Annotated in this window: 28 protein-coding genes and 1 tRNA gene; 11 read left to right on the top strand and 18 right to left on the bottom strand. The window is 56.0% G+C overall.

Going from position 1 to position 25,357, the window contains the following annotated elements:
- Nucleotides 1-81 precede the first annotated feature (81 nt).
- The 4 genes from yacG (at nucleotide 82) to HY010_16300 (ending at nucleotide 2,668) form a co-directional block, all read left to right on the top strand.
- A complete protein-coding gene (gene yacG, locus HY010_16315; protein ID MBI3477297.1) occupies nucleotides 82-288 on the top strand; it encodes a DNA gyrase inhibitor YacG in 207 nt (68 codons plus the stop codon).
- A complete protein-coding gene (locus HY010_16310) occupies nucleotides 285-782 on the top strand; it encodes a phosphatidylglycerophosphatase A (protein MBI3477296.1) in 498 nt (165 codons plus the stop codon). Before yacG ends, HY010_16310 begins: the two co-directional genes overlap by 4 nt.
- Nucleotides 783-823: 41 nt before the next feature.
- Nucleotides 824-1,882, top strand: a complete 1,059-nt coding sequence (locus HY010_16305) for a gluconolaconase (GenBank protein MBI3477295.1) — start codon at nucleotides 824-826, stop codon at nucleotides 1,880-1,882.
- A gap of 75 nt (nucleotides 1,883-1,957) precedes the next feature.
- On the top strand, nucleotides 1,958-2,668 hold the full coding sequence (locus HY010_16300; protein MBI3477294.1) for a PEGA domain-containing protein: 711 nt from the start codon (nucleotides 1,958-1,960) through the stop codon (nucleotides 2,666-2,668).
- 31 nt (nucleotides 2,669-2,699) lie between these two features.
- Here HY010_16300 and HY010_16295 read toward each other — a convergent pair whose 3' ends face one another.
- Entirely contained in the window at nucleotides 2,700-3,155 is a 456-nt protein-coding gene (locus tag HY010_16295; protein MBI3477293.1) for an NADH-quinone oxidoreductase subunit I, read from the bottom strand.
- Between the two features lie 148 nt (nucleotides 3,156-3,303).
- On the opposite strand from HY010_16295, the gene HY010_16290 reads away from it, so the two are divergent.
- From HY010_16290 to HY010_16280, 3 genes are all read left to right on the top strand, one after another.
- Nucleotides 3,304-3,459, top strand: coding sequence for a hypothetical protein (locus HY010_16290; GenBank protein ID MBI3477292.1), 156 nt, complete (start codon nucleotides 3,304-3,306; stop codon nucleotides 3,457-3,459).
- Between the two features lie 116 nt (nucleotides 3,460-3,575).
- Nucleotides 3,576-4,004 (top strand): tRNA adenosine(34) deaminase TadA, encoded by a 429-nt coding sequence (gene tadA / locus HY010_16285; protein MBI3477291.1) that lies wholly within the window; start codon nucleotides 3,576-3,578, stop codon nucleotides 4,002-4,004.
- 66 nt (nucleotides 4,005-4,070) lie between these two features.
- Nucleotides 4,071-4,160, top strand: a tRNA-Ser gene (locus HY010_16280).
- Between the two features lie 309 nt (nucleotides 4,161-4,469).
- Here the strand turns inward: HY010_16280 and HY010_16275 are convergent.
- Nucleotides 4,470-5,792, bottom strand: a complete 1,323-nt coding sequence (locus tag HY010_16275; GenBank protein MBI3477290.1) for a PDZ domain-containing protein — start codon at nucleotides 5,790-5,792, stop codon at nucleotides 4,470-4,472.
- Between the two features lie 328 nt (nucleotides 5,793-6,120).
- Here HY010_16275 and HY010_16270 point away from each other — a divergent pair, with 328 nt between their 5' ends.
- Together HY010_16270 and HY010_16265 are read left to right on the top strand one after the other, a co-directional pair.
- On the top strand, nucleotides 6,121-6,633 hold the full coding sequence (locus HY010_16270) for a hypothetical protein (protein ID MBI3477289.1): 513 nt from the start codon (nucleotides 6,121-6,123) through the stop codon (nucleotides 6,631-6,633).
- Nucleotides 6,634-6,802: 169 nt separating this feature from the next.
- Nucleotides 6,803-7,078 (top strand): hypothetical protein, encoded by a 276-nt coding sequence (locus HY010_16265; GenBank protein MBI3477288.1) that lies wholly within the window; start codon nucleotides 6,803-6,805, stop codon nucleotides 7,076-7,078.
- A 575-nt stretch (nucleotides 7,079-7,653) separates the two neighbouring features.
- Here the strand turns inward: HY010_16265 and HY010_16260 are convergent.
- The 14 genes from HY010_16260 to HY010_16195 form a co-directional block, all read right to left on the bottom strand.
- Nucleotides 7,654-8,022: a hypothetical protein gene (locus tag HY010_16260; protein MBI3477287.1), complete on the bottom strand. Its 369-nt coding sequence runs from the start codon at nucleotides 8,020-8,022 to the stop codon at nucleotides 7,654-7,656.
- 294 nt (nucleotides 8,023-8,316) lie between these two features.
- On the bottom strand, nucleotides 8,317-8,823 hold the full coding sequence (locus HY010_16255) for a nuclear transport factor 2 family protein (GenBank protein ID MBI3477286.1): 507 nt from the start codon (nucleotides 8,821-8,823) through the stop codon (nucleotides 8,317-8,319).
- A gap of 88 nt (nucleotides 8,824-8,911) precedes the next feature.
- The gene (locus tag HY010_16250) at nucleotides 8,912-9,901 is read right to left on the bottom strand and encodes an AraC family transcriptional regulator (protein ID MBI3477285.1); all 990 of its coding nucleotides are present in this window, start codon (nucleotides 9,899-9,901) and stop codon (nucleotides 8,912-8,914) included.
- An 11-nt stretch (nucleotides 9,902-9,912) separates the two neighbouring features.
- On the bottom strand, nucleotides 9,913-10,272 hold the full coding sequence (locus HY010_16245; protein MBI3477284.1) for a nitroreductase family deazaflavin-dependent oxidoreductase: 360 nt from the start codon (nucleotides 10,270-10,272) through the stop codon (nucleotides 9,913-9,915).
- Between the two features lie 75 nt (nucleotides 10,273-10,347).
- Entirely contained in the window at nucleotides 10,348-12,717 is a 2,370-nt protein-coding gene (locus HY010_16240; protein ID MBI3477283.1) for a xanthine dehydrogenase family protein molybdopterin-binding subunit, read from the bottom strand.
- Nucleotides 12,718-12,720: 3 nt separating this feature from the next.
- Nucleotides 12,721-13,242, bottom strand: coding sequence for a (2Fe-2S)-binding protein (locus HY010_16235; GenBank protein MBI3477282.1), 522 nt, complete (start codon nucleotides 13,240-13,242; stop codon nucleotides 12,721-12,723).
- A 116-nt stretch (nucleotides 13,243-13,358) separates the two neighbouring features.
- Nucleotides 13,359-13,865 carry a damage-inducible protein DinB gene (locus tag HY010_16230; GenBank protein ID MBI3477281.1) on the bottom strand — a complete coding sequence of 169 codons (507 nt, stop codon included), beginning with the start codon at nucleotides 13,863-13,865 and terminating at the stop codon, nucleotides 13,359-13,361.
- A 49-nt stretch (nucleotides 13,866-13,914) separates the two neighbouring features.
- Nucleotides 13,915-14,820, bottom strand: a complete 906-nt coding sequence (locus HY010_16225) for a DUF817 domain-containing protein (protein ID MBI3477280.1) — start codon at nucleotides 14,818-14,820, stop codon at nucleotides 13,915-13,917.
- Between the two features lie 147 nt (nucleotides 14,821-14,967).
- A complete protein-coding gene (locus HY010_16220) occupies nucleotides 14,968-15,963 on the bottom strand; it encodes an aldo/keto reductase (protein MBI3477279.1) in 996 nt (331 codons plus the stop codon).
- A gap of 318 nt (nucleotides 15,964-16,281) precedes the next feature.
- Complete coding sequence (msrA, locus tag HY010_16215; GenBank protein ID MBI3477278.1) at nucleotides 16,282-16,821, bottom strand: peptide-methionine (S)-S-oxide reductase MsrA; 540 nt, start codon at nucleotides 16,819-16,821, stop codon at nucleotides 16,282-16,284.
- 39 nt (nucleotides 16,822-16,860) lie between these two features.
- Nucleotides 16,861-18,678 carry a hypothetical protein gene (locus HY010_16210; GenBank protein MBI3477277.1) on the bottom strand — a complete coding sequence of 606 codons (1,818 nt, stop codon included), beginning with the start codon at nucleotides 18,676-18,678 and terminating at the stop codon, nucleotides 16,861-16,863.
- A 110-nt stretch (nucleotides 18,679-18,788) separates the two neighbouring features.
- A complete protein-coding gene (gene mqnE / locus HY010_16205; protein MBI3477276.1) occupies nucleotides 18,789-19,919 on the bottom strand; it encodes an aminofutalosine synthase MqnE in 1,131 nt (376 codons plus the stop codon).
- A gap of 69 nt (nucleotides 19,920-19,988) precedes the next feature.
- Entirely contained in the window at nucleotides 19,989-20,852 is an 864-nt protein-coding gene (locus HY010_16200) for a UbiA family prenyltransferase (protein ID MBI3477275.1), read from the bottom strand.
- Between the two features lie 103 nt (nucleotides 20,853-20,955).
- Nucleotides 20,956-22,161, bottom strand: coding sequence for a threonine synthase (locus tag HY010_16195; protein MBI3477274.1), 1,206 nt, complete (start codon nucleotides 22,159-22,161; stop codon nucleotides 20,956-20,958).
- A 158-nt stretch (nucleotides 22,162-22,319) separates the two neighbouring features.
- Between HY010_16195 and HY010_16190 the strand changes: the two genes are divergently transcribed.
- Nucleotides 22,320-23,066, top strand: coding sequence for a hypothetical protein (locus HY010_16190; GenBank protein ID MBI3477273.1), 747 nt, complete (start codon nucleotides 22,320-22,322; stop codon nucleotides 23,064-23,066).
- 344 nt (nucleotides 23,067-23,410) lie between these two features.
- Here the strand turns inward: HY010_16190 and HY010_16185 are convergent, their stop codons facing one another.
- A complete protein-coding gene (locus HY010_16185) occupies nucleotides 23,411-24,151 on the bottom strand; it encodes a tetratricopeptide repeat protein (GenBank protein MBI3477272.1) in 741 nt (246 codons plus the stop codon).
- Between the two features lie 91 nt (nucleotides 24,152-24,242).
- Between HY010_16185 and HY010_16180 the strand changes: the two genes are divergently transcribed.
- Nucleotides 24,243-24,632, top strand: a complete 390-nt coding sequence (locus HY010_16180) for a nuclear transport factor 2 family protein (GenBank protein MBI3477271.1) — start codon at nucleotides 24,243-24,245, stop codon at nucleotides 24,630-24,632.
- Nucleotides 24,633-24,717: 85 nt separating this feature from the next.
- Here the strand turns inward: HY010_16180 and HY010_16175 are convergent, their stop codons facing one another.
- The gene (locus HY010_16175; protein MBI3477270.1) at nucleotides 24,718-25,347 is read right to left on the bottom strand and encodes a DedA family protein; all 630 of its coding nucleotides are present in this window, start codon (nucleotides 25,345-25,347) and stop codon (nucleotides 24,718-24,720) included.
- Nucleotides 25,348-25,357: the final 10 nt, after the last annotated feature.

Raw genomic sequence — 25,357 nt, 5'->3', positions numbered from 1 at the left:
AGGTGAGATTGCAGGAGTGCGCTCATCGTCACCGCGGGATTTCACTTTTGCAATCTGACCTCTGAATTCTGTATTTTTTCTATGCCTGGCAAACTAAAACTGCGCTGTCCGATCTGCAAGAAGGCTGTCGTTAGCACTGCACCTGACTTCCCTTTCTGCAGCGACCATTGCAAAGAAATCGATCTTGGCAAATGGGCCACCGGAGCCTACGTGATTTCGGAGCCGGTCCATGACGAGGAAGAAGTCATCCGGGATGGAAACCTCGGCTCCGTGGACGAAAGCGAGTGAAGGAAGCAGCCAAATCTGCCGCTCCTCTCTGGGCAACACTGGTTTCCACGTTCTTCGGCATTGGCCGTTTGAAACCGGGTCCGGGCACGTGGGGATCGGTTGCGACGGTAATCCTGTGGGCTCTGATTAGTTTTGTGATCCCGCCGGAATCTCGCTCGTGGGCAACAATTGCGGCCGCGGCACTGGTCACTGCCATAGGGATCCCTGCCGCGACCCAAGTTGTACGAGCCACGGGAATCAAGGATCCGCAGTTTGTCGTGATTGACGAAGTCGCCGGACAGCTTGTGGCCTTGATCGCCGTGCCACTCGGATGGAAAACGTTTCTGGCGGGCCTTATACTTTTTCGTGTCTTCGATATTCTCAAGCCTCCGCCGGTGCGCCAACTCGAGGCCTTGCCGGAGGGCGCCGGAATCGTGATCGACGACCTTGGAGCCGGACTTTACGCTCTGGTGATTATGCATCTGTTGTTGCATTTCCGACTTCTAATAGGGTAGCTGTCAAGCGGGCGCATGCAGCCCGCACGGGAAACGGACTGATGAGTATCTCGGATCGAATATTGGGCAAGAAGAGCGTCAACGGCAAACCGCACATTGATGCGATCGCTCCCGCCTTCGCGTTGCCGGGAGGCGACATTCGCATCGTTGGTAGCGGATTGCGTTCCGCGGAACTGCGCCGGCCGAGCGTGCGTTTTGGTGAAGTTCAGGGAACGGTTGTGATCAGCGCGGACGATTTTGTGATCGCGCGCGTACCCGACGATGCTGTGTCCGGGCCGATTGTTGTGGATACCAATGGACACGTCAGCAATGCACAGGAAATTCGGGTCGCTACGCCGATCGCAGACGATCTGCATCCCGTAACCAACCCAGCCGTCGATCAGGAAGGCAACATCTACGCGACCTTCTCCGGATCGCGCGGGCAAAAAGTCCCGGTGGCGATTTTCAAGATCGATACGGATTACATCGTAAGGCCATATCTGAACGAAATGATGAACGCCACCGCGATCGCTTTTGATCGTGAAGGCGAAATGTACGTTTCATCCCGTCATGACGAAACGGTTTACAAGGTCGCACCCAACGGGACGATGTCGTCCTATGCGGAAGGCATGGGTGTGGCAACTGGGATGGCGTTCGACCGGGAACAGAATTTGTATGTCGGCGATCGGAGCGGGACCATCTTCAAGATTGCTCCCGACCGCCAGATCTTCGTCTTCGCAACACTTGAACCAAGTGTGTCGGCGTACCATCTCGCTTTCGGACCGCACGGTGACCTCTTCGTCACCGGCCCGACCACATCCAGTTTCGACTGCGTTCACAAAGTCGATCCGCACGGCAGCGTGTCGGTTTTCTACCGTGGGTTAGGACGCCCGCAAGGCTTGGCGTTTGATGTGGACGGAAACCTCTATGTGGCCGCTTCCCTTTCCGGTAAACGCGGTATTGTGAAAGTCACGCCTGACGCCAAAGCGAGCCTGCAGGTATCCGGACAAGGACTGGTGGGCCTGGCATTCGCGCCCGGCAAGTCCGCGATTCTTGCAACCAACAATGCCGTCTATAAGATCGCTTGGAATATTCAAGGTTTGCCGCTGTTGCCGGAGTAGTTTCTGGTCTATACTCCTCCCGCTCTATCTGATCTACTAAACATACCGTGCAGGTAATTGATCGGGAGGATAGTCATGAGACGTTCGACCCTTTCTTGTGTTGTTTTTTTGACGATTCTTGCAGTCCTGTCGCCTTTCAGTGTCGAAGCGAAGCCTAAGAAGAAAACCTACAACAACTCTCCCGAGCAGGTATTTATCGCCGCCATGCGAACCGCACGGGAGCGGCACGTGGTGACGTATGTCAACGAGAAGATGCTGATGTTCACTTTCGAGACGGGCCGCTCATTTGCGTCCGAGGGATTCGTGGCCAATGCGGCCGTTGAGCCGGAGGGCACCGACAAGTCCACTCTCATCATCAACGTCCAGAACAAGAGGGGGATGTCGTGGGGCGCCGGCGACCGCATGGCTGAGAAGTTCTACGACCAGGTCTCGGATGAACTCGCGGGCGATTCCAAGCAAGCGTCCGCCGTTAAGTCCACTGAAAAAGCGATTGCAGTCCCAGATGCGAAAGCGGCCCCGGAGACGCCTTCGATTACAAAATCTGCCGACGCCGCCCCGGCTCCTGCTCCAAAGGACGAAGGTAAAATCACCCTGAATTCTGTGCCGGACGGTGCTGAGGTTTATGTTGACGACAATTTCGTCGGCAACACGCCCGCTGCCCTGAAGCTTCCCTCGGGCAAACACAAGGTCAAGGTCTCAGACAAAGGGTACGCCGACTGGGAAAAAGAGATCTCGGTATTCGCGGGCTCGGATGTGAATATGAAGGCTACGCTGGAGAAGAACTAGAACGGGATGATTTGACCTCAACCAATGCGGGCTACTTCTGATACACCGTCGGACGTGGCCCGTTTTCCAGCATCTCGCGATCCCAGATCATGCCTTCTCGCGAGTACATAGCCATCTCGAAATCCTGAGTCAGTTCGAGCGCGCCGGAGTGGCACGCTTCTTCGCATAGGCCGCAGAACATGCAACGGCTCAGGTCGAAAGTGAACGTAGTCATTTCCTTACGCTTTGTCACTTCGTTGCGGACACTGCCGACGACAATCAGATTTTCCGGACAAGCGGTCGCACACAAGTTGCATCCCACGCACATGGTCGTGCCGGTTTCTGGCTGTTTCCTCAGGCGGGGCGCGCCCCGGTATCGCTCGGCGACAACCGGGCGTTCCAGCGGATATTGCTCGGTACAGGTCTCTTTGGGGTGCTGATATTTGAACGTGACTTTCAGACCCTGGATCAGGTCCACGAGGAACAGTTTCCGGGCTATCTCTGTCATCCGCATAGCGTAAACAGGCTAGCATTCAATGCCTCACGGGGATGTGACGTAGATCACATTAAGTCCGGACATACCAGAATCCCAGCCGGGTAGGCGCCCCCGGAACTTTCCCGAAGTCCCCTGCGTATCAGAACCCAAGGATATGGTTATGAAAGCTTATTTCGCCAACCTTCCGACGAGTTCCTGGATACTGATCGCCCTGCCAGCACTACTGGCCGCGCGCACGGTGGTAACCACTGTGGTCCCGCTGGTGGTCCATGCAGTTGTGCCCGAAGTGGTGCGGACGGTATTCCGAGTCCTCTGAAGTTCCTCGCTCGCGGTCTGATCGTTTCATAAACGCGCGGTACTCTGCCCCTGTTAGAGTCACGCAAACCTTACAATGGATTGGTGGCTGGCCCCATTGCTCCCGACGAACTCCTGATGGAAGAAGCTCTCCGCTGCGCGCAGCGTGCGCTGGAGATCGAAGAAGTTCCCGTCGGAGCGATTGTCGTCCATGAAGGTACGATCGTAGGCCGGGGATGGAACCGTAATCTCGCGGATAACGATCCAACCGCGCACGCCGAGATCATGGCTCTGCGCGATGCCGGTGCGAACCTCGGTAACCACCGGCTAAGCGACTGCGAACTGTTTGCTACAATTGAACCGTGCGCGATGTGCGCGGGCGCGTTGATCCATGCCCGGATTCGACGCCTGGTATACGGCGCGGACGATCCCAAGGCGGGTGCTGTCCACTCGGTGTTGCCGGTATTGAATCACCCGCAACTGAATCATCGTATGGACGTTCGTGGTGGGGTCCTGGCAGGCCGCTCAGCGGAAATCCTGCAAGAGTTCTTTAGAAAACGTCGTTAGTCCTTCGTCGATTGTCGGTGGCCAAACGGGGCCGGCGCATGAGGCGACCAACGATGACTGCTTTCCGGAGAGGTGCGTGAGTGGTTGAAACGATCCGCCTCGAAAGCGGACATACCTTAACGGGTATCGTGGGTTCAAATCCCACCCTCTCCGCCATTCTTTTACCGCTTTGTTCTCAATAGCATCACCGAACTGCCATATGATCTGCGCTAATCCTGTGCTAACGTCCTCGGCCTTAGCGCCTCGGGACAAAATCCGTGTGCGGATTTACCAAACTACGGGGCTGTAGAGGGGTCGGCCGTAGCGATTTGCGGCGGCTCGTACGCGTTTCAAAGTAGTTGGTGTAATCGCCTGTTAACAACAGTTTGCTTCGACTCCCGCGAGCTTTGATGAGAGACGGAAGCCTAACGCGGAAATGTATGCCTCAAGAATCGACCGGAGTGGTAGGGCCGGGACGTCTGCCTTTCAGTGCTGGGGTGACTCAGCATCCGGGAATATTCTTCCAGCCTCTTCTGGGCTAAGCTGACCGCCAACCAGCGCGGCAGCTTTCGCCATCGCTGGATCCCGGCCCCTTGCCAAATCGTGAGGCGTCGGAAGAACAGTGATGTCCGGTTCTACGCCCACATGCTCCAAACTCTTGCCGTCTGTCATGACGAGGTTAGCGTCGGTAACGAATACCCTATAGAAAACCTCGGAATCCAGATAGGTTTCATAAAAAAAGCCCTTTGATAGATCCACGTGACCGGTACTGCGGTCTCCTATAATAAATCCGCGCTTCTCCATCTGGACGACGCGAGCGAACAACTCGGACGCCTCTGCGGACTGGCTATCGATCAGGACGGCTAACCTTCCCGTAAAAGCATCGTGGTGGCGGCCTACCGCAGATTCGGACCGTGTCGAGGCTTTTCCAATGCGGTCATAGATCTTCACTTCATGCTCAAAGATGCCTCCCAGCATTTGCTTGAGTATCTCCGGCCTGCCGCCGCCACTCCCCCGCAAATCGATGACAACGCCTTTGTGCTTCCGCATCTTTCTTATCATTCGATCAACATCCAAAGCCGAAGGGTAAGGTATTTTCACCACCAACAGGGAGTCACCCTTCTCGAAATAACGCGGCACCATGCTATCGTCCACGTCTTGCCAGTCGCGGATGCGCTGACCCAGACCGTGTTGCAGGAAATACCTTACTCCCGAAGACGTTTCGATTTTCGCACCGACTTCCAGCTGTCGCTGTTGACCGCCTTCGTCGGTTAGGGTCAGACGAAGGCCAGGTTGGGGGTCTAAATCTCCGTAGATATAAAAGACTCTCCAAAGTGTCTTGCGTGAAAGGCGATGCTCGTTGATGGCAAGAATCTGATCTCCTGCCTTGAGGCCTTTCTTTTCCGCATCACTGCCTGGGCGCACTCGAGTGACAAAGCAGCCTTCGCCAATTAGGTGCATCGTGAACCCGTAGTCATGCACATACGTGCGTGGCGGCGGAACAAAAAACGTACCAGAGTCGTTCAGGCTATCGAGGGCGGCGGCGATCTCCGATACGGCACCGTTTAGCGAATCGGCTTTGTCGATATTTCCCTTCGCCTTACGGACCGTCGCGTCCCAATCCACTCCATGAAACTTAGGGTCGTAATAGTTCTTTTGAACATCTCGCGCCACATTTCGCAGCATGTCTTGGACGAGATCGCGGTCAGATTTGCTGAACTGTTGGGGCCAGGAGAGGACAGGAAGCAACCCTAGCAGTGCGCCCAACGCTGCGGAACAACGAGTAAGTTTCTTGCCAAACCAAGGCATTGCGATCTCGCCTTATTTGAGAGCCGCGGACGGCGATTTTTCTAGCTTAGGAGAGCAAAATTGTACACCGAACTCCATTTGGTGCGCGTCACGTCGCGGATAGTTGGCGAAAAATCGCCATTACATCAACTACCCGGCCCGGCAGGATGAGGGCAGTTGTTGGTGTAATCGCCTGTTAACACCAGCCATTAGTCTATGGTCGCACATCGCATTGCCATTGAACTCATGTAGGCGACTTTCGGGCTATTGACGCGGATATTTAGAGACCTACAATCACGCAGTGAGGCAGGCAACCCTTTACTTGCTCGTACTGGTTCTCGTGGTTTCCATGTTGGCCTTTGTCCGCCATGTGGCAAGGCCAACTGGCCTCGCCAGCATGTTGACGGACACTTCCTCCCGCAAGGACCTCAAAATCTATTATGACGAGTCGCACGAGGCCTTGTTCGTCTACGGTGACGGCAGGCTTGCGTTGCAAAAATACCGCACCGATGGAACTGTTGAAGACGATGGTGTCGTCCCAACTTGCACCTCTACCGCAAGCCAGCAGGAAATCGAATCCTTGGTTCGATTGATGATTCAAAGACACTTTGTTGAACTCCCACAGAATGGGTTCCCTAACTACGTGGGGGCCGCTGAAGCGTTTCCGTGGCACTTACACATCATCATGATTTCCAGCAAATCAACGCATGGGCTTTGGGTCTTCGAGACCGGGGAGTTGAACGGCAGAAGAGAGTTTATCCCCCCGGATTTCGCAGCGGTCGAAGCTACTCTACGCACGCTAAAAAACTCGATGACAGGGACCCCGTGTCCAGACGCACCCAAGGTCAAGTTGGACTTGTAGTTACGGGAAAGATGGCGGCTTAGGGTCGCTAACTGTCATAATATCGCGATTACACTAACAACTCCGCCCCGCAGGCTGAGGACAGTAGTTGGTGCAATCGCCTGACTTCGCCAGTTACCCTTGATTGGCATATCATACGGACGTTCGCGGGCCTCGGAGAGGCAGTTAAATGGTCGCTTTCGCGCTCTCGGCACTGGTGATGCTGGCGCTCGTCAGCATTGTGTTCCATTGGGCCATGCGAGTCCGGTTGATGAAAGTGGATTCATCGAGAAACAGAATCGAGTGGCTGAGTTTCCGTGGCGGTGATGACGTTTTGCAGACCTATGAATCCCTGTTTCCCCGGAGCGTCCTACCACGTTTCTGTCGGTTTGTATTCTGGACGGGCATTGTTTCCGGTGTCGTAGGCCTGTGCGCGATGGTCATTCTAAAAGCGGCTGGCAGGTAAGTACTGCCGACCGGAGTGGCCTGATAATGTGCGCACTCGGACTAGCCACTACGCCCCGTGATTATGCCCCATACTCTGGCGAGTAGACTGGGCGGATCATCGAGGAGCGCAAAATGCGCCGGGTGGGGATCGGTCCGTTTGACTAGGGTCGGCGACTGCATCGGATAGTCGCAGTGTGTGGACAATACGCGGTCAAGAATTGCAGGGTCGGTTCCTGCATAGCGGTGACAGTCCAATTCTTGGGCTTCGAGAACCGCAATGGCCTGTTCGAGTTCCGCTGGAGTTTCAGGTTGTTTCTTCCAAAAGCAGTGTTGCACCTTCTCCTCTGCCCAGCCAACGAGATCAGGCGCTACGACGTGAGGAACTCCGCAAGCCAGACATTCCCCCTTCACCACATAGAAAGCACCGGGAGCGGATTTCGGGTGAGGGGTGAATTTGGGAGCGCGCCATGTCTCATTTTACGTAAAATCCCGATTTCACTAACAACCCCGGCACGGGCACGCGTGGGGCTGGTTGTTGGTGAAATCGCCTGTTTAACGTCAGCGGTGAGAAAGCGGTGAAACCGTGCTGCCTCCTCATTGCTTCGTTGGATGAGTAAACACGACCAAACCAAACCACACCGCAAAGACCGAATAAACGATTGCCCCCGTGACGATGTCGCTGCTCCTGGACGTCCCACTGGCGATTGCCTTCCACACAGTGAGCCCCACGATACCGAAGTGGAGGAAGTTGCCGAGTGCTACCGGACGCGCATAAATACCGCCGATGAGGATGTCCCGGGCCATCCAGTTCAGAACAGCGAACCCCAGATACAGCGCACCCACGACTTGCAGCAGCAAGGTACCTAGTCCACTCGAATGCGCGCCATAATGGGCCAGAATTTCCTGCGGCATAAAAGAAGCTGCAAGCCCCAGAATCCCAAGAAACAACGAGCTTAGGCGCATAAGCATCTTCGTATGCACGGGCTGGCTACTCCAAAATGGGGTTTGAAATCTGACTACAGCCCGAGACTAACAGCCTTCTGCGACGGTGGTTGACGTAATATCGCCATTACACTCATTGACCCACGGGTCACAATTCCGGCCCCGAAAAATCGAGCTGATTTGTGCTAGCCGCCAGGACTTCTTGGACATCTTGGACTTTTGGGACATTAGAGAATCAACAACGTAAGCGGAATCAACACGGCTTTGGTCCAAATCCCACCCTCTCCGCCGTTTCCCTGCCCCATATCAAACCGGCTACTTCGCGGGAATCAGCACCGTAATCGACGCTGCGCACTTCCACGTACCGTTGATCCTTACCCAGGTATCGACATAGCGCTCGCGGTTCATATACTTTTTGCCTTTTTCGACACCCTTGGTGCGAAAGATTCCAACCACCACGGCGGAGTCGCCGTACACCTCAACTGAACTTTGTTCGGTCACAGCCTGAGTAGGAGGATGGTAGTTGGGCGCTCCGATGCTGGCGATGAATTCCGCCTTCGACTGCATGCTGCCGTCGATGTCCACGGACACAAACGTTTGCGCGAGAAGAAGGTCGAGGGCCTTGGTGTCTTTGGTCTCCAGAGCGCGGTTCCAGGAATTATCCAAGGCAAGTACCTGGGTGCCCTCGTCGGAACGGCGGCTTGACTGCGCCTGGGCCACGGGCATTGCGAGCAGCAATACGGTGCCGGCGGAAAGAATCCATACCTTGCGTAAGGATTGACAAAGGGCTGCACAGCGGACAACCATCCGTTTCATCGACACGAAGGCCTCCTGGCAAGCGACTTCGTTGCGCACCAAGTGTACTTGGCTGGAAGTTGTGTTCGCCTGTCTAAATCAAATGATTCGACGATCAGGCCCAAAGCCGGTTGTCTTGACGCAATTTCGCGATGTCCCGCGTCGGCGCATTGCCGAAGAAGCGGCTGTATTCCCTGCTGAACTGCGACGGACTGAGATAGCCGACGTGCTGGCTCGCAGCGCCCGCGTCCATCATGGACGACAACATCAGTCGCCGCGCCTCCTGCAGGCGCAGCACTTTCTGATAGTGCAGCGGGCTCATCGAAGTCACCGACTTAAAGTGCTCGTGAAAAGAGGAAACGCTCATGTGCACCAGCCCAGCGAGGTCTTCAACTTTCATGGGCTGCGAGAAGTTGGTACGCAGCCAGGCGATCGCCTTCCCTACCCGGTCCACGCTCGACTCGGCGAAACCCATTTGCGCCACGCGTACACCAATCGGGCTGCGAAGAAGACGAATCAAAATTTCGTCGAAGATGAGCGGGGCAAGCAGTTCCGAGTCTCCGGGCCTAGCCAGGCACTCCATTAGCCTGTTTGCGGCGTTCACAATGTGCGCGTCGACCGGACTCACGTACACGGCGCGCCTGTCTTTCTCGTGTACTGAAGGCAGCCCCTGCGGAAAGACCTTCAACACCAACTCCGCAATTTTGCGTGGATCGAGGTCCAAACGGAGTGCAAGATACGGCTGGGACGGGCTGGCTTGCGTGATCTGGGACGCGATCGGCAACGCGACCGAAAACACGATCATACGCGACGCGTCGTACGCGTAGACTTCTTGTCCCACGACGACCGACTTTGCTCCTTGCGCGGCGATGCATAACGAGGGCATCCGGAGAGTGTGGAAGCACTGCGTGTTGGCGCGTGCCATACGGCTGGCATGCAATCCAGGGATGCGCAACTCGAAACTGCCGTCATGCGGGGCATAGGCGGCAAGCAGGCGGGCCAAACTGGTTGTATCGAGCGTGGCGGAAGCCGGCTCGTTGGATGGGCGCTGAAGGGGCACTACTTTGGAGGTGCTTCTTATGTTTTGAAGGATGCTTTTCTTCATGATGGCATGCTCTACATTTTCACCAGAACAGCAACGTCGAACTTGGAATAGTACTTCTTCACTTCTCCAGCCCCGTATTTGGCGCGGAACTTCTCGATTACCGACGCGACTCCGTTGGTATCCGTGATCGGCACTGCCTGCACTTCGGCTCCTGCGTTCCTAGCCGTGATCTTCATAGCCGGGTTGGCGAGAATGTTTTTGTACCACTGGGTGTCCGAACCCTGTACCGGTAGGAGATAGAGTTTCTCGTCATCCCACGCGAACCAGATTGGGATAGAGATGGTGCGACCGGATTTTCTGCCAGTCACCGTGATCGTAATTTCGCTATCGCGCGATAGGCGGTCCGTCAGCGAATCGTTTTTCGTTGGCATGGCACCTCTCCGCGCGAAAGCGCAATTCAATGTAGCCGCCCCAGCGGCACGAATGAATTCGTGCCCTCCCAAAACCTAACTCTTCAAAGCCGCCTGCACGTATGCCGGTTTTAACGGAAGGCGTCGAACGATTTTTCCAGTTGCATCGTGTACAGCCGCTGCGATGGCGGGCGCGGCGAGAGCATTGGCGGCTTCCGAGCCTCCACCGTATGTGCCGACTTTCGGGTTGTGCAGTAGTACCACTTTCATCTCTGGGACGTCCGCCATGGTCAGGATCGGATAACTGTTCCAATCATCCTGCGTGATTCCGCTCTCATCGAACGTTACCTCTTCGAGCAGAGCAATGCTGATTCCCATGACGGCGCCGCCTTCGACCTGCCGCTTCAATTGCATCGGATTGATCACGATGCCGGGATCAACCGCGATGGTGTACTTCTCCACCTTGATTGCGCCGGTGCTGGGACTGACCACGATTTCGCACACACAGGCCCAGTAGGTTCCGCTGCGCTCCATCAGAGAAACTCCTCGGCCACGCACCGGCGTTGCTCCGGTAGAGACGGCATCCGGACGCGGCGAGGGACGCGTGTCCCAGCCGGAAGCATCGCGAACCGCCTTCAGTACGCCGATCGCCCGTTCTTCACTGGCGTGGTCGATGCGGAACTGGATCGCGTCGGCGCCGGCGAGCGCAGCAGCCTCGCTTACCGCCAGTTCGCGCGGATAGTTCTGCTGGAACTGTACCGGCGTACGCATACTGTGGTCGCGAAGGCCGACGGCGAGCGGCGAAGTTTCCTGTCCGACCTGGAATGTGCCGTGGCCGCGCTCGGCCACGTTGGGAACAGGCGCATACAGCCACGGGTCGGCAATATTGTTGACTGTCGAAGTGATGAAATCATTGTGGACATCGGGAGCCGCCATCGTCGGCAGTCCCGCGAGGACCGCGCCGATCGGGCGATCATCCTGCATGGCGGGCATGTAGTGGTCGGCCTGGTAGGCCGCCATTTTGCCTTTGTCGTCGACAGCAATCTGAATTTCGGAGTATCCCGCCGGCGAATTTGTGGACCACTGCATGTCGTCAGCGCGCATCCACTGCACGCGCACGGGTTTTCCCACTGCCTGCGACAAGATTACCGCCTCGTCCTCCGCGCCTGCGTTTCCTCCGTTCGACCGGCCGTAGTGGCCAGGGCCGGGATACGTATGCACGATGACCTTATCGATTGTGCTGCGCAGCATCATGGCAATTTCGCCGCGCAGTGCCTGCGGGTTCTGGTTATGGGTGTAGATGTGCACCGTGCCGTCCGCTTTCACATCGGCCACCGCCATGGTTGGGCCGATCGGCGCATGCTTCATATACGGCATCTGATAAGTTGCGGATAGCTTCTTGTGAGCGGCGGCGAGTGCGGGACCGACGTCCCCTTTGGCGGCCTGGCTCTTGGTGGCGGGAGTACTCGCCCAATCAGCTTTCTCTTGTAAGTGTTGGTGCAGGTTAGCACTGCCGGGCAGGCCTTTCCACACGGTCCATTTCGTAGCACTGGCCACCTGATCGGCGGCCTGGATCGCTTCCCACTCGGTGGCTGCGAGCACCCCGACAAGATTCCCTTTCACAAAGACTTGCGAATTCGGGAACTTGGCCTTATCCAATTTCCCCGCAGACACCAAAGTCGAACCCAACGTCTTGGGATGAATCACGCGGGCGTGCAACATGCCGGGGAGGCGTACATCGGTCGCCCACGTTTCTTTAGCCGCCACTTTCGAACTGATGATGGAATTCTTGAACGATTTGCCAATGACGGTGTACTCGCTGACCGGCTTCATCGGCGGATCGCCCTGGACGGCCAATCCAAACAGGCTGGTCAGCTCTCCCTTGACCGGGATCGTGAGCTTCAATTGCTGGTTCTTCACGAGGTCGCCGTAGGAAATGTGCTTCCCGCCTCCGGAGACGATGCCATCCTTCACGGAAAGCTTGTCCTTCGCAACACCGAGTTTTTCGGACGCGAGGTCGAGCAGTGCCTGATGAGTGTACGCAGCCGCCTTGCGGATGTTCGGAGTTCCATGGCCGAGGAAATCGAAGGCACCGCTGCCGTCTGGCGTGCGATCGGTGTCTCCGTGCACAACGGTCGTGATCGCTTCGAACGGGACACTCAGCTCGTCCGCCACAATCTGCCGGTACGCAGTAAAGGTGGTGCCCTGGCCGAAGTCGGGCTTCCCGGTGCGAATCAGAATCGTGTTGTCGGGATGAATCTCGATCCACGAACTGGGCAGGGTGGGATCGAGCGAGTTCTTCAACGAGGCAGGGTTCGCGGTATCGGCTTTTAGAAACTCCGAACCAACCAGGCTGAACCCAACCACCAGCGCTCCACCAGCTTTCACAAATTGGCGGCGCGACAGCGTGGCTCCAAAAACGGTTGCCGATTTTTCGTGGGCGGCTTTTTCACTGGTGGTGGTCATCGCTTACCTCCCCTTCGCCATGATTTCGGCGGCATGCTTCACGGATTCAATGATCGCAACGTAGGTTCCACAGCGACAGAGATTAGGCGACACCCCGGAAGTGGTGAAAGCTTCCTTGATTTGCGCCAGGCTCGGCTGGGGATTACTTTCGAGCAGTTCAGTCGCCTTGATCATCATCCCGTTCTGGCAGAAGCCGCACTGCGGAGTCTGCTCCTCAATCCAGGCCTGCTGTACCGGATGAAGCGTATTTTTCGCGTCCTCCGCGGAAAGGCCTTTTTGCTTTGCCCACCGCGCTGGCAGCCCTTCGAGCGTCGTGATTTCCTGGTTGCCAACGGACGAAATGGCCGTGATACAGGAACGCACCTCTTTTCCGTCGATCAGGACTGCACAGGCTCCGCACTGAGCGAGTCCGCAACCGAACTGCGGACCGACCAGATGGAGATCGTTGCGCAAAACGTAGAGTAGAGGAGTATCGTCAGGCGCCTGTACTTCGTGCCGGACTCCATTCACATTTAGTGTGACCATAAGAACTCCCTTCGGGGACAATCAAATTCAGATGACCTTACGACGCCTGCGCCGGTGGTCGATTGTCGTCAGCTAAGATCGCTTTCTACTTAATGCGGACCAACGCGTATTCCCACTCAATCTTTTTTATTCATCCAGACGCTCCATGTACCTGGCCCAGCTTCGTCATCGCTGATAGGGTGGCCTGCCAACTTGAGCGCCAGTTTGATCTGACCGTGATGGTAACCCTCATGCCAGATCATGTGCTGGAGAAAAAGAACCGGGTGATCATAGTGGAGGTTCATCTGCCCGCACGTCTCCACCCTATTCCTTAGCACGTCTCTCACAACCTTCGCACTATCGTTCAGCATTTGGACCATGCGGTTGCGGTTGCGGTCGCGCTCGGTCCTCCACTCTCCCTCGGGCATCGGCTTGGCAAAATCGGGAGCATCTTCGGAGACGAATACGAGCCGGACATAGTGGATGTGCATCAACATCTCTCCGACGGACGGGCTACTCTCCATGGCCCGGACTTCGAGTCCACCCTCTGGGACGGCGCGGAGCAGGTTGATCAGGATGGTGTTGTTCCTGTCCCAGGAGTCCAGTAGAGCTTCAAGCAGGTTTGCATTTCGTACGTCTAGCATATTCACACTCGTTTGTTCGATGCGCAGATTGGGGTAAATTCTTGAACCCTCACAGTTCCTGATCCGCCTGCATATCACCGGTGCTAATACCGAAGTCCATGGCATCAACCTCTGCTGACGGCAAGCGCGGCGGGTTTACCAGTGAAACCAGGATAAAGCTGATGATCATCAGCAGGAACCACGACCCGTATTTGCCGAATGAGACCAGGTGCCAGACTGTCCTTTGCGCGGGATAGACCCAGGCGGTTGCGAATGTGCCAATATTTTCCGCACCCCATATGAAGAGCGCAACCAGTCCGAAGCCGACCAGCAAAGGCATGCGCCGGACCGCAATGTACGGGCGGTAATAGACCCACGTCCGGCCGAAAGTGGCGGCCACCATGACAAAGATCAGAATTCGCAGGTCCGGGATAAAGTGATGCGTAAAGAAATTGGCATAGATCAGAACGGCGACAGCAACCGTAACCATTGTGTTTGGATAACGCGTATATCGCATATCAAAAATACGGGTGACCCGCGCGAGATAGCTGCCCACCGACGCGTACATGAAGCCAGAGAACAGCGGCACATGGCCGATTCGAAAAAAATTGCTTTCAGGATAAGTCCACGAGCCCATGGTCGTCTTGAAGAGTTCCATCACGGTACCGACGATATGAAAAATCAGGATGACCTTGGCTTCTCGAACGGTCTCCAACCGACAAAGAAGAAAGATCACCTGCACCGCTAGCGCGAAAAGAAACAAAAAGTCGTAGCGCGCCAGCCAGGCGTCCTTTGGCCAAAACCATTTTGTGAGCAGCAACAGGCCGAGAATCATTCCACCAAAAAGACAAGCCCATCCCTGCTTAAACCCAAAGAGAAAAAATTCCCATAAAACCGCGCTCAGCCGAGTGTTGGAGACATGGTTTTCAAACCGGACGCGCACTTCATGGAAACGGGTTTTGGTAAAGCTCAGCATTGGCCTGACGGCACGCCTTCGAAATGGTTCTGCTGATTGTAATGGCAACCAAGTCAGAAGTTTCCCGGAACAGATCGTCTCTGGGATTCATCTCCATTCTTGGCATTGCCTTGCTGACTGCGCTCTTGTTTCGTCCGACGATCTTCTTTACAGTCCGGTCATTTTCTCAATTGCTTCCGGATACCGCGCCCCTTCTACTGTGATCTTTGAGGCAGCGCTTTCGATTTCGCTAAGATCACTTGCAGTAAGCTCAACCGTAACGGCTCCGATGTTTTCATCGAGGCGGGCTAGCTTGGTTGTGCCCGGGATGGGAACGATCCACGGCTTCTGGGCAAGCAGCCAGGCGAGCGCAATTTGCGCAGGAGTTGCTTTCTTTTTTTGTGCGATCGTGCCCAGCAGATCAATCAGAGCCTGATTCGCCTTCAGCGCTTCCGGCGTGAAACGCGGCAGGCGGCTGCGGAAGTCGTTGCTTTCAAATTTCGTGCTCTCGGTCATTGCCCCCGTAAGAAAGCCTTTCCCGAGCGGGCTATAGGGCACGAACCCGATACCTAGTTCTTCCAGGGTCGGCAGAACTTCCTTTTCGGGATTTCTGAACCACAGCGAATACTCGCTCTGTACGGCTGTAACCGGCTGGACTGCATGTGCGCGACGGATGGTCTTGGCGGCTGCTTCGGACATGCCGAAGTGTTTTACTTTGCCTTGCTTGATCAGGTCTTTCACCGCTCCGGCCGTGTCTTCGATGGGGACGTTCGGGTCAACGCGGTGTTGGTAGAACAAGTCGATGGCATCGACTCTGAGGCGCTTGCACGATTCCTCGGCGACCTGCTTGATGCGGGCCGGCGTGCTGTTCGGGCCTTGGAACCCGGGGCTTCCGTCTGAATTCAGATTGAAGCCGAACTTGGTGGCAATCGTCACTTTCCCGCGAAACGGTTCGAGGGCTTCGCCGACCAGTGCTTCGTTGGTGAAGGGACCGTAGACTTCGGCGGTATCAAAGAATGTGACGCCGCGTTCGACGGCCGTCCGGAGGAGCGCAATCATCTCCTGCTTGTCTTTGGGTGGGCCATAGGAAAAGCTCATCCCCATGCAGCCCAGCCCGAGGGCCGAGACTTCCATGTTGCTCTTTCCAAGTTTGCGTTTCTGCATTGCATCTCCTCGGCTGGGAAGTCGGTCTACCTTCGCAGCGAGGTTAAGCATAACTTCCCGGACGTTCGGCTTCTTGCCTATTTCGATGAAGTTCTTGCCGGATTCTACGAGGATGATCGCCTCGGAGCCGAGCGCTCTCGATTGAACGGCAAAACAAAAGGGCGGGTAGCGGCAACTACTTCCGCCGTACCCGCCCTTTTCATCCCGCCTTAGAGTGTGCTGTAGATCACGGTCACGAGCGTGTCTGGAGCAATGATGCCCTTGCTCCCACTTCTCAACGGAGTGTACTGAACGCTACCATTGCTCTCATCAGGCGATTTACGCCTGTAGCTTGGCCGCGAACTTCGCTTCCAGCTTTGCCAGCTTGGGAGAGATCACGAACATGCAGTAAGGCTGCCTTGAATTCTCGTTGTAGTAATTCTGGTGATAATCCTCGGCCACGTAGAATTTCGACGCCGGCTCGACGGCGGTGACGATCGGCTCCGGAAATTCCTTGGCAGCAGTCAATTCCGCAATCGTCGCTTCGGCAACGCGTTGCTGATCTTCATCGCTATAGAAGATGGCCGATCGGTACTGCTCTCCCGCATCGTTTCCCTGCCGGTTCAGCGTAGTCGGATCGTGCACGGCAAAGAACACGTCGAGCAAGTCGCGATAGCTGATTTCATCGGGATTGAAGGTCACCCGTATCACTTCCACGTGCCCGGTATCGCCGCCGCAGACCTGGCGGTAGGTTGGATTATCGATGTGGCCGCCCATGTATCCGGATTCCACGTGCGTCACGCCGGTCAAGCGTTGGAATACGGCCTCGCTACACCAAAAACACCCACCGCCGAGCACTGCTGTCTGTTCTTTAGTCATAGCCATTAGATGCGCATCGGTAGAAGAAGTTCCTGACCGTTATTGAATCTCGAGCGAAACCACATCTCCTTCGCCATCAGGACGTCCGCGATAGTTCACGGCCACATTCTTGCTCTTCCAATCGCAGGAAAAGTGATCCGCGCCAATCACGATCACGTGACCTGTGTCACGTACGTGCAGTTTCAAAGACTTTGCGCCCGCATTGAGCGTCAAAACAGCCTGCGGAGCGGCTGAACAGTCTACACTCGCCAGCTTTCCCTTCAAGAAATGCACGGCAGTGACCGTGATCGGGGCCTCCACTCTCGCACTGTTTACCGTCACGTCCGGCGCTTGCCGGATCGCAACACCATGGTCTGAGTTCTGGTTCTCGACTCGTACGGCAAAGGTGCGCGACTGCTCCCGGTAATTTTCAGCTTGCACGCGTGTTTCGCGGGCATGCATCGCAATCTCCTGGTCGGAGCTACTCTCGAGGCTGCGAAAGATCGCGATTGCCTCATCCACCTTCCGGTTCGACATATACACATTCGCGAGGGTGAACTGATAGTGTTCGTTCCGGGGCGAGAGTTCGATTGCCTTTTTCAGTGTCTCAACGCCTTTTTCAGGTTCGCCGGATATTGCCTGCTGATATCCCAGCAAGGAATAGGCATCGGCCAATGTGGGATCCAGTGCGATCGCGGCCAGCAATTCCTTCTTGATTTCATCGCCGCCTGAATCTTGTCTGGCACCTTGCTCCCTCAACAGCATGGCATAGTAATAGTGGACCCACGGATCCTTGCTACTCTGCTGAGCCGCCCGGCGAAAGTAGTCGGCGGCATGTTCCCAATCCTTTTGCTGCAGGTAGCCATATCCCATACCACGAAGTGCGGTTTCGTTATTCGCATCCGATTTCAAGATATCTTGAAATTCCTTCATAGCCTGATCTTTATAATCCGGCGAATGAGCGTGGATATCGGCCAGTACGACGCGAGCGTCTGCAAGAGTTACGGGAGCAGCGGAAAATTGGGCGGCCACAATTCCGGCCGGCGTCGGAATCGGATAATAGAGATAGTGTCCGCTCCTCAGGTAGTCATACAGGACTTTGTCGAACTCCCCTGGCGACATTCCAAAGGCTGCCTGAAAAGACTGTTCCACCGTCTTCTTCTGGAGTTGCAGAGTATCGAAGTAAACAGCCAGCTTGGGTATCAAAAGTTTGTCGTAGAGATAATGAATCGTGAGTCCAGACTGGGCATAGAACGTGGTGCGATGGTCTCCCGACTCGTTGTAGGTCTTGGAGTATTGCTGCACGCGAAGCAGATCGACCGTCTTCATCATGCCGAGTTGCGACAGAATTCCGTAGGTATCCTCGGGGATCTTTCCGACGCGCGCTTCCTTGTTATCCACCTCGATACTGGAGAAATACTCGGCAAAGCCCTCTTCGAACCACGGGTCCGTCCGGAACGTGAGATTGCCATCCATCAACCGGTGCGCGTACTCGTGGAAGACGACCGTCCACGGATCTTCCACCGACATATCCAACATGATGAAACTACGGTCTTGCCCACTCTGAAACAGGCCGGCCAGTTCCGTCGGCTTGCCCTTAAAAATTGGAGCGACTTGCCGCATCTCTTTTTGGCTGCGAAATGCCACGATCTGCGGAGGGACCGACAGATTGACGTTTGCCTTGGTTAACAGCGTGCCGAATACGGATCGCATCTGCTCGAAATGGAGTGCCACATCCCGGCCGCGCTTTTCTCCGGCATCGGTGATCACGGAAAAGTGTGGCGAGCGTACCTCGACCCACTGCGGATCTGCCGCAAATCCCAAGGACGGGCAAAACAACAGGCAGGCGATCGACAAGCGGGCAATCAGGATTTGCACATTTCGCTCCGGAGACAGAGCATGGTACCCCAGAATGGGTGCGTCGACGAATAACTATCTCGCGGCGAGAGAACGTGGGTTAGTACAAATTGCGATATCGAAACTGCGACTTACACCGAAACTGTGAACGACGTCTCCGTACGTGTAACCGGACGGTACAAGGTGTCCCTCTCCACTGGCTCACGTCCGGCTTCGGTGATGAGTCGAATCAAGTCCTGCCGCCGCATGCCCTGCGGTGTGGTCGCGCCCGCATCGTGGTAAATCTTTTCTTCGACCACGGTGCCGTCGATATCGTCGGCGCCAAAGCGCAGGGAGATTTGCGCGATCTTCGGCGTCATCATCTGCCAGTAAGACTTGATATGCGGGAAATTGTCGAGCACCAGCCGGCTGACCGCGATCTGCTTGATGTCGAGCATGCCAGTAGTAGTCGGCAGATGCTGCAACGGAGTATTCGCGGGATGGAATGCCAGCGGAATGAAGGTCTGGAAGCCGCTGGTTTCATCCTGCAATGTACGGAGCTTCAGCAGGTGATCGACGCGATCTTCATCGTTCTCGATGTGCCCGTATAGCATAGTCGCGTTCGATTTGAGTCCAACCTCGTGAGCTGTGCGTGCCGTGTCCAGCCATTCGCTGCCGTCAATCTTGTGATCGCAGATGATGTGCCGCACGCGGTCGGCAAAAATCTCCGCTCCGCCGCCGGGCAGTGAATCGACGCCCGCTTCTTTCATCTTCACCAGCGTCTCGCGGATGGAAAGCTTCGACCGCTTGGCCAGGTATGCGACTTCCACCATGGTGAAGGCTTTCATGTGAACCTGCGGGAAACGATCTTTCAATCCTGAAACCAGGTCGAGGAAATACTGGAATGGCAGGTCAGGATGCAACCCGCCTACGATATGAAATTCTGTAATCGCCTCGGAGTATCCGGAAGACGCCGTTTGAAACGCTTCCTCCAGCGCCATCGTGTATGCACCGGGCGAATCTTTCTTGCGGCCGAAGGCACACAGACGGCATGCCGCGATACAGACGTTCGTGGGATTAATGTGGCGATTGACGTTGAAGTACGCGGTGTCTCCATGCATCCGCTCCCGCATCCAGTTGGCAAGCCAGCCTACGGCGAGGATGTCGCCCGTCCCATAAAGAACCAGGGCATCCGCCTCGTTGAGACGTTCTCCGGCGAGAACCTTGTCTTTAATTGGGTGGAGGCGGGGGTCGTCAGTCTGAAATGAGTGGGAGTTCGCCATCCCCTCAATGATACCGCAGGGCCGGGCATTCGATCACATCATCGTGTGACTTCATCGGGTTCATCTTCTTCAAATTCGAAGCAACAAGTCAGCGCCGATGAATACGAAGAAAACTACTGCAATCACGCCATTCATCGTAAAGAACGCCGCATTCAGCTTGCTCAAATCGTCATGCCTCACCAGGGAATGTTCGTAGGCCAGAAGCGCCGCCACCGCTGCCACGCCCACCATCGCCAGTTTGCCGAGCCCGAAAGCCAGAATCAGTGCGACCAGCAGGGCGAGCATCACCAGATGGAAGAGGCGCGCCACCCACAACGCACGATGGATCCCGAGATAGCGCGGAACGGAGTGCAATCCGTGATCACGATCGAATTCGTAGTCCTGGCAGGCATAGATGACATCAAATCCGCCCACCCAGAAAGTCACAGCGGCGGTAAGCAGCAGTATCCGTGGATCGAGCGAGCCGCGGACCGCAATCCACGCCGCCGCGGGTGCTATCCCGAGGGCAAGTCCCAGTAAAAGATGAGACCAGCGCGTAAAGCGCTTGGAATAGGAATACAGCAAGACCACTGCGAGTGCGACCGGAGACAGTAGAAGCGTCAGCCGGTTCAATTGCCAGGCAGCAAGAACGAAGACAGCGCAGGAAATGAAGACGAAGGCACTGACAAACGATGGCGTGAGCAATCCTGCCGGGAGTGCTCGAACACTGGTACGAGGATTGGCGGCATCGATACTGGCGTCGGCGAGACGATTGAACGCCATGGCGGCCGAGCGCGCGGAAACCATTGCCACCACGATCCAGACCAGTTGATGCCACGGCGGCACGCCGCCCGCAGCCAGCATCGCGCCGCAAAGGGCAAACGGGAGCGCGAAAATCGAGTGCTCCCACTTGATCATCTCTAAGGTGATCTTTAGATTTTGGAGAACCGCCACAGAACGATTGTAAAGCAGTGGTTCGTGGTTCGTGATTAGCAAAACCACGACTTGGACCTCAGGGTTTTGCTAATCACTGATCATTAACCACTGACCACTATTTTCAAAACGGCCCAATGATCCCGCCAATATTCCGCGATGCCGGCGGCTCCGGGCGTACTGTTCTTCGTTTCGCTTCCATCATGTCGAGATACTTGTAAGCCGTTCCGGTATTGAAGAGGACGACGGTGTCGTCGGCTTTGAAAAATCCCGACGCGCGTAGCTTTTGATACGCGAGCAGCGACGCCGCTCCTTCCGGAGCTGCGAACACGCCTTCGACGCTCGCCCAGTGCCGCACTCCGTCGAGGATCTCGTCATCGGTTGCAGAGACGGCCGTGCCTGCGCTCTTCTTGATGATGTCGAGGATCAGGTAGTCCCCGTATGCCTTCGGCACGCGCAAGCCGGACGCAAACGTCGTCGCGCCGACACACATCTCGGAACTGCTCTTCCCTGCTTCCCAGGCTTTCACGATCGGCGCGCAGCCTGCAGCCTGCACGGTCACCATCTTCGGACGATCGGTCCCGATCCAACCTAACTGCTCCATCTCGTCAAAAGCCTTCCACATTCCGATCATGCCGACGCCACCTCCGGTCGGGTAGATGATGCCCTGCGGCATTTTCCATCCCAACTGTTCGGCGACTTCGTATCCCATGGTCTTTTTGCCTTCCACACGAAATGGTTCCTTCAACGTGGAGACATCGAACCATCCTTCTTTGTCTTTTCGTTCAGCGACCATGCGTCCGCAATCGCTGATGAGGCCGTCGACTAGGGTAACGTGCGCGCCGTAGTAATCGCTTTCCATGCGGTTGGCGATGGGTACATCTTTCGGCATGAATATATGTGCTTCGATGCCAGCCGCTGCCGCATATGCAGCGAGTGCTCCACCAGCATTTCCCGCGGAGGGTGCGGCCAGCTTTTTCAACCCGTAATGCTGTGCCATCGTGACGGCGGCCGACATGCCTCTCGCTTTGAAAGACCCGGTAGGGTTCAATCCTTCATCTTTGATGAACACGTTGGGGAATTCACGGCTGGCCAACATCGGAGTAAAGCCCTCGCCGAGCGTGACGGGAACTGCGTCAGGCAACACCTCGGCATAGCGCCACATGCTGGCGACGCGTCCAGCGATATCTTCGCGCCGCAGTTTCCCACGCAGAGCGGCCAGATCATAGCGGACATAAAGGACGCCGCCATCTTTGGGGCAAACATTCAGCGGGCGATCGGCGGAGAGTTGCTCGCCACAACGGGTGCATTCAAGATAGGCAATTCGCATCGCAGGAAGGATAGCATTTTAGAATTCGGCTCACGGATAACAGTACATTCCGTTGACATTATGTCTACAGCGGCGTAGCGTTGCGCCTGTTTGCAGCAAAACCATTCGTGAAGGCTCGCCATCCCCCGGCGGCCTGCAGTCCAATTTCAGGAGAATCCATGCGTAAATTCGTCCCCTTCGTCACTCTAATAGTCCTCTCCGTCGCGGCCCTGGCCCAGTCCTCGCCGCAACTGGTTTCCGAAGTCAACATCGATACAGTCAAACCTGGCATGACCGCGCAATGGGAAGCTGGCCGCAAACAACATTCCGCGTTTCACGCCGCTCAGAAAGACACCTGGAGCATTCTGGTCTGGGAGATTCGCACCGGCGAACGCACGGGCGCTTACATGATGTCTTCTCCGGGTCACAACTGGAAGGATTTCGATTCCCGCGAGGCTTTCAACAAGCTCGACCAGCCAGACGTCGAAAAGACCATGGGCCCCTATACCGCGGGCACGGCGAGCGCGTACTACGTGTATCGCGACGACCTCAGCCAGACCAAGCCGCCGGCCACTCCGGCGAAGATGAGGACGACCGCCACGTACTCGGTCATTCCCGAACATCTGAATGACTTCATCGATGCGGTGAAGAAGATCAACGCGGCGATTCAGAAAACGAATTACCCGGTAAAACCGTCCCGCTGGTATTCGCTGGCCAATGGCGGCGAAACACCGACGTTCGTGCTCGTCACCGACCGTGCATCTTTTAGTGATATGGAACCGGTCGAAAAGAAACTCGAAGAAGCGCTGAAAGAAGCCTACGGAGATACTGGTCCGCAGGTGCTCGAACACCTGCGCCGCAGCTGTCGCCGGATCGTCGGCGAAATGTCCGCCTTCCGCGCCGACCTCAGCTACATACCGAAATAGGTCGCGCTGCGATACCTTGCCGTGAGAACGACTCGCTCTGAGTTGTTCTCACGGTAAGCGCAATGTGGTCAATATTGCTCAGACCACGGAACTCGCCTTTCCTTATCGTTTCAACCAGCCCGCACAACAGGAGCGTAAGACTATGTCGTCCAAGAACGGTGATCGATCCAGGTACCATCGACTCCGCAAACAGAAGATCGCACGACGAATTCGGGATCGTGCAATGATGAGTACGCTGGGCAACAACGCGAAACCAGCTGGCGTATCGAGCGCGAAAACAAAGACGAAAGTCGCCTAAGGCCGGCCTTCAAGATGTGCGGCCCGGAGTGACAGCGGGTAGCGCCTCATTGCGCAGGCAATCTCTTGAGTACTTCTTTCGCCTTCCTGAACCAGGGCCGCTCCCGCCGCCGCAGATAATTTGGCATCGTCGGCTTCTTGTCCAACACTTTCTGAGCCCATTCCCGTGCTTCGGCTCCGCGTTGTTCGGACGCCAACAGATCGGCAAAGTTCAAATAGGTTTCGGACAGCGTCGACGTCACGGTTACCTGGCGGAACAGCGCTTCAGCCTTTTCCTTCTGCCCGGTCTGAGCATAGGCGTGGGCGAGTAAACCGGCAGCCCGCTGAAAATCGTAGTCGGCCTGCTTGGCCGTGACTCTCTCCAGATCAGGAACCGCAGCGGCATAGTCACCCATCTGCATTGCGCAGACTCCACGCCGGTAGAAGGGATCCGGCGTATCCGAACGAGTTGTGATGGCGCGGTTGAAGGCCTCCCGTGCCTGCGGGATCTTTCCGTCATCCATGTAGAGGTCGCCGAGTTCTTCATAGTTTCCGGGCGAAGGATTGTCGCGAATCATGGCTTCGAGCTGGCTGATGCGCTTGCGACGCGGAAAGACCTTGAAGGATTGACCGACGAGACCGAGGTCAGGGAGAGCTTCCACAAACAGATAAACAACTGCACCGATTGGACCGAGAAACAGGATCACGTAGAACCAATAGTTATCCGGCCGCCGGCGAATGAAGTGGACGATCGCCAGTCCCTGAAGCAAGAAGCCCCATGGATAAAAGAGTGAGCTGAAAAACCCCATGCCGTATGCCGCGTGACGCTGAGATTATACGTTTATCCTGAGAAAGTGGAAGTTACTGGCGGATAGCACGGTGATGACCATTGGAGAATGCATGTCCGAGATTGACTTCGACGATGAACAACAGATCCTCGCCCTGCACCTTGCAGGCGACAAAGCGCTAGTCAGTGCTGATGTCGAAGCACTGGCCCGGATTTTCGCCGACGACTACGTACAGTACAACGAATCGGGGCAAGCTTTCACCAGGCAGGATGTCCTCAATAATTTCCAGACGGGCGCAATCCGCTATCCGTCGATTGTCTCGACGGGGGAGGACAATTCGCGTGTTCGGAGACATGGCGGTAGTGAACGGTTCGGAGTCCGACGAAGAGGAAGTGGGGGCAAGAAGATGCAAGTGCGTTATGTGTACTTGGACGTTCTCCTGAAACGAAATGGGGAGTGGAAGTTGGTGGCGTCACAGCTGGCAAGGCCGAGCAAAGAGTGATTTGTTTCCTCCGTGTCCCCTGTGGTTAAAGCCTTTGACTTTCCTGACCACAGAGGTCGCGGAGGACACGGAGAAAGGCGGGTTGTCATTCTTCGTTGGCTTGGAGCCGATTTCGCCAATGCGATCGCACAAACCAGACGATCCCAACGACGAGCAACACTCCGATCACCGCGTCCATCTGGTGAAAGTATTTGCCGATGGAACGCCAGTTCGCTCCCAGTTTCATGCCCGCATACGCGAGGGCGTAGCACCACGGCCATGATCCCAGAAAAGTGTAGATGTGAAACTTTGCGCGCGGCATACGGGCAACGCCGGCGGGGAGTGCGATAAACGTTCGAATAACCGGAAGAAGGCGGGCGACAAATACCGCCGCATGTCCCCAACGCGCGAAGAAGCGGTCTGCCCAGTCGAGTTCGCGGCGGCCCATCAGAATCCAGCGGCCATAGCGCTCGACAAGGGGGCGACCGCCGTAGTGGCCAACCTCGTATGCCACCAGCGAGCCCAAGTTGCATCCGATCGCGCCCGCGGTTGCGACCCAAAACAAATTCATGCTGCCTTCGAACACCAGATATCCGGCGAAGGGCATGATCAGTTCCGACGGAAGTGGAATGCAGGCAGACTCGATCCCCATCAGGATGGCGATGCCGGCATAGCCGGTGGCTCCAATGATGGATTTGATGAAGACAAAAAGGACGGCGAGGATTCTTTCGGTCATGCGATCAGGG

This window comes from Acidobacteriota bacterium, from assembly GCA_016196065.1.
In the GTDB taxonomy this organism is placed as follows: Bacteria; Acidobacteriota; Terriglobia; order Terriglobales; family Acidobacteriaceae; genus Acidiflorens.
This window is presented reverse-complemented; position numbering and strand designations above follow the sequence as displayed.

Coding starts and splice junctions, on each gene's coding strand:
- yacG (MBI3477297.1), top strand. CDS start 82: ATGCCTGGCAAACTAAAACTGCGCTGTCCGATCTGCAAGAAGGCTGTC.
- HY010_16305 (MBI3477295.1), top strand. CDS start 824: ATGAGTATCTCGGATCGAATATTGGGCAAGAAGAGCGTCAACGGCAAA.
- HY010_16300 (MBI3477294.1), top strand. CDS start 1,958: ATGAGACGTTCGACCCTTTCTTGTGTTGTTTTTTTGACGATTCTTGCA.
- HY010_16295 (MBI3477293.1), bottom strand. CDS start 3,155: ATGACAGAGATAGCCCGGAAACTGTTCCTCGTGGACCTGATCCAGGGT.
- HY010_16290 (MBI3477292.1), top strand. CDS start 3,304: ATGAAAGCTTATTTCGCCAACCTTCCGACGAGTTCCTGGATACTGATC.
- tadA (MBI3477291.1), top strand. CDS start 3,576: ATGGAAGAAGCTCTCCGCTGCGCGCAGCGTGCGCTGGAGATCGAAGAA.
- HY010_16275 (MBI3477290.1), bottom strand. CDS start 5,792: ATGCCTTGGTTTGGCAAGAAACTTACTCGTTGTTCCGCAGCGTTGGGC.
- HY010_16270 (MBI3477289.1), top strand. CDS start 6,121: ATGTTGGCCTTTGTCCGCCATGTGGCAAGGCCAACTGGCCTCGCCAGC.
- HY010_16265 (MBI3477288.1), top strand. CDS start 6,803: ATGGTCGCTTTCGCGCTCTCGGCACTGGTGATGCTGGCGCTCGTCAGC.
- HY010_16260 (MBI3477287.1), bottom strand. CDS start 8,022: ATGCGCCTAAGCTCGTTGTTTCTTGGGATTCTGGGGCTTGCAGCTTCT.
- HY010_16250 (MBI3477285.1), bottom strand. CDS start 9,901: ATGAAGAAAAGCATCCTTCAAAACATAAGAAGCACCTCCAAAGTAGTG.
- HY010_16245 (MBI3477284.1), bottom strand. CDS start 10,272: ATGCCAACGAAAAACGATTCGCTGACGGACCGCCTATCGCGCGATAGC.
- HY010_16240 (MBI3477283.1), bottom strand. CDS start 12,717: ATGACCACCACCAGTGAAAAAGCCGCCCACGAAAAATCGGCAACCGTT.
- HY010_16235 (MBI3477282.1), bottom strand. CDS start 13,242: ATGGTCACACTAAATGTGAATGGAGTCCGGCACGAAGTACAGGCGCCT.
- HY010_16230 (MBI3477281.1), bottom strand. CDS start 13,865: ATGCTAGACGTACGAAATGCAAACCTGCTTGAAGCTCTACTGGACTCC.
- HY010_16225 (MBI3477280.1), bottom strand. CDS start 14,820: ATGCTGAGCTTTACCAAAACCCGTTTCCATGAAGTGCGCGTCCGGTTT.
- HY010_16220 (MBI3477279.1), bottom strand. CDS start 15,963: ATGCAGAAACGCAAACTTGGAAAGAGCAACATGGAAGTCTCGGCCCTC.
- msrA (MBI3477278.1), bottom strand. CDS start 16,821: ATGACTAAAGAACAGACAGCAGTGCTCGGCGGTGGGTGTTTTTGGTGT.
- mqnE (MBI3477276.1), bottom strand. CDS start 19,919: ATGGCGAACTCCCACTCATTTCAGACTGACGACCCCCGCCTCCACCCA.
- HY010_16195 (MBI3477274.1), bottom strand. CDS start 22,161: ATGCGAATTGCCTATCTTGAATGCACCCGTTGTGGCGAGCAACTCTCC.
- HY010_16190 (MBI3477273.1), top strand. CDS start 22,320: ATGCGTAAATTCGTCCCCTTCGTCACTCTAATAGTCCTCTCCGTCGCG.
- HY010_16185 (MBI3477272.1), bottom strand. CDS start 24,151: ATGGGGTTTTTCAGCTCACTCTTTTATCCATGGGGCTTCTTGCTTCAG.
- HY010_16180 (MBI3477271.1), top strand. CDS start 24,243: ATGTCCGAGATTGACTTCGACGATGAACAACAGATCCTCGCCCTGCAC.
- HY010_16175 (MBI3477270.1), bottom strand. CDS start 25,347: ATGACCGAAAGAATCCTCGCCGTCCTTTTTGTCTTCATCAAATCCATC.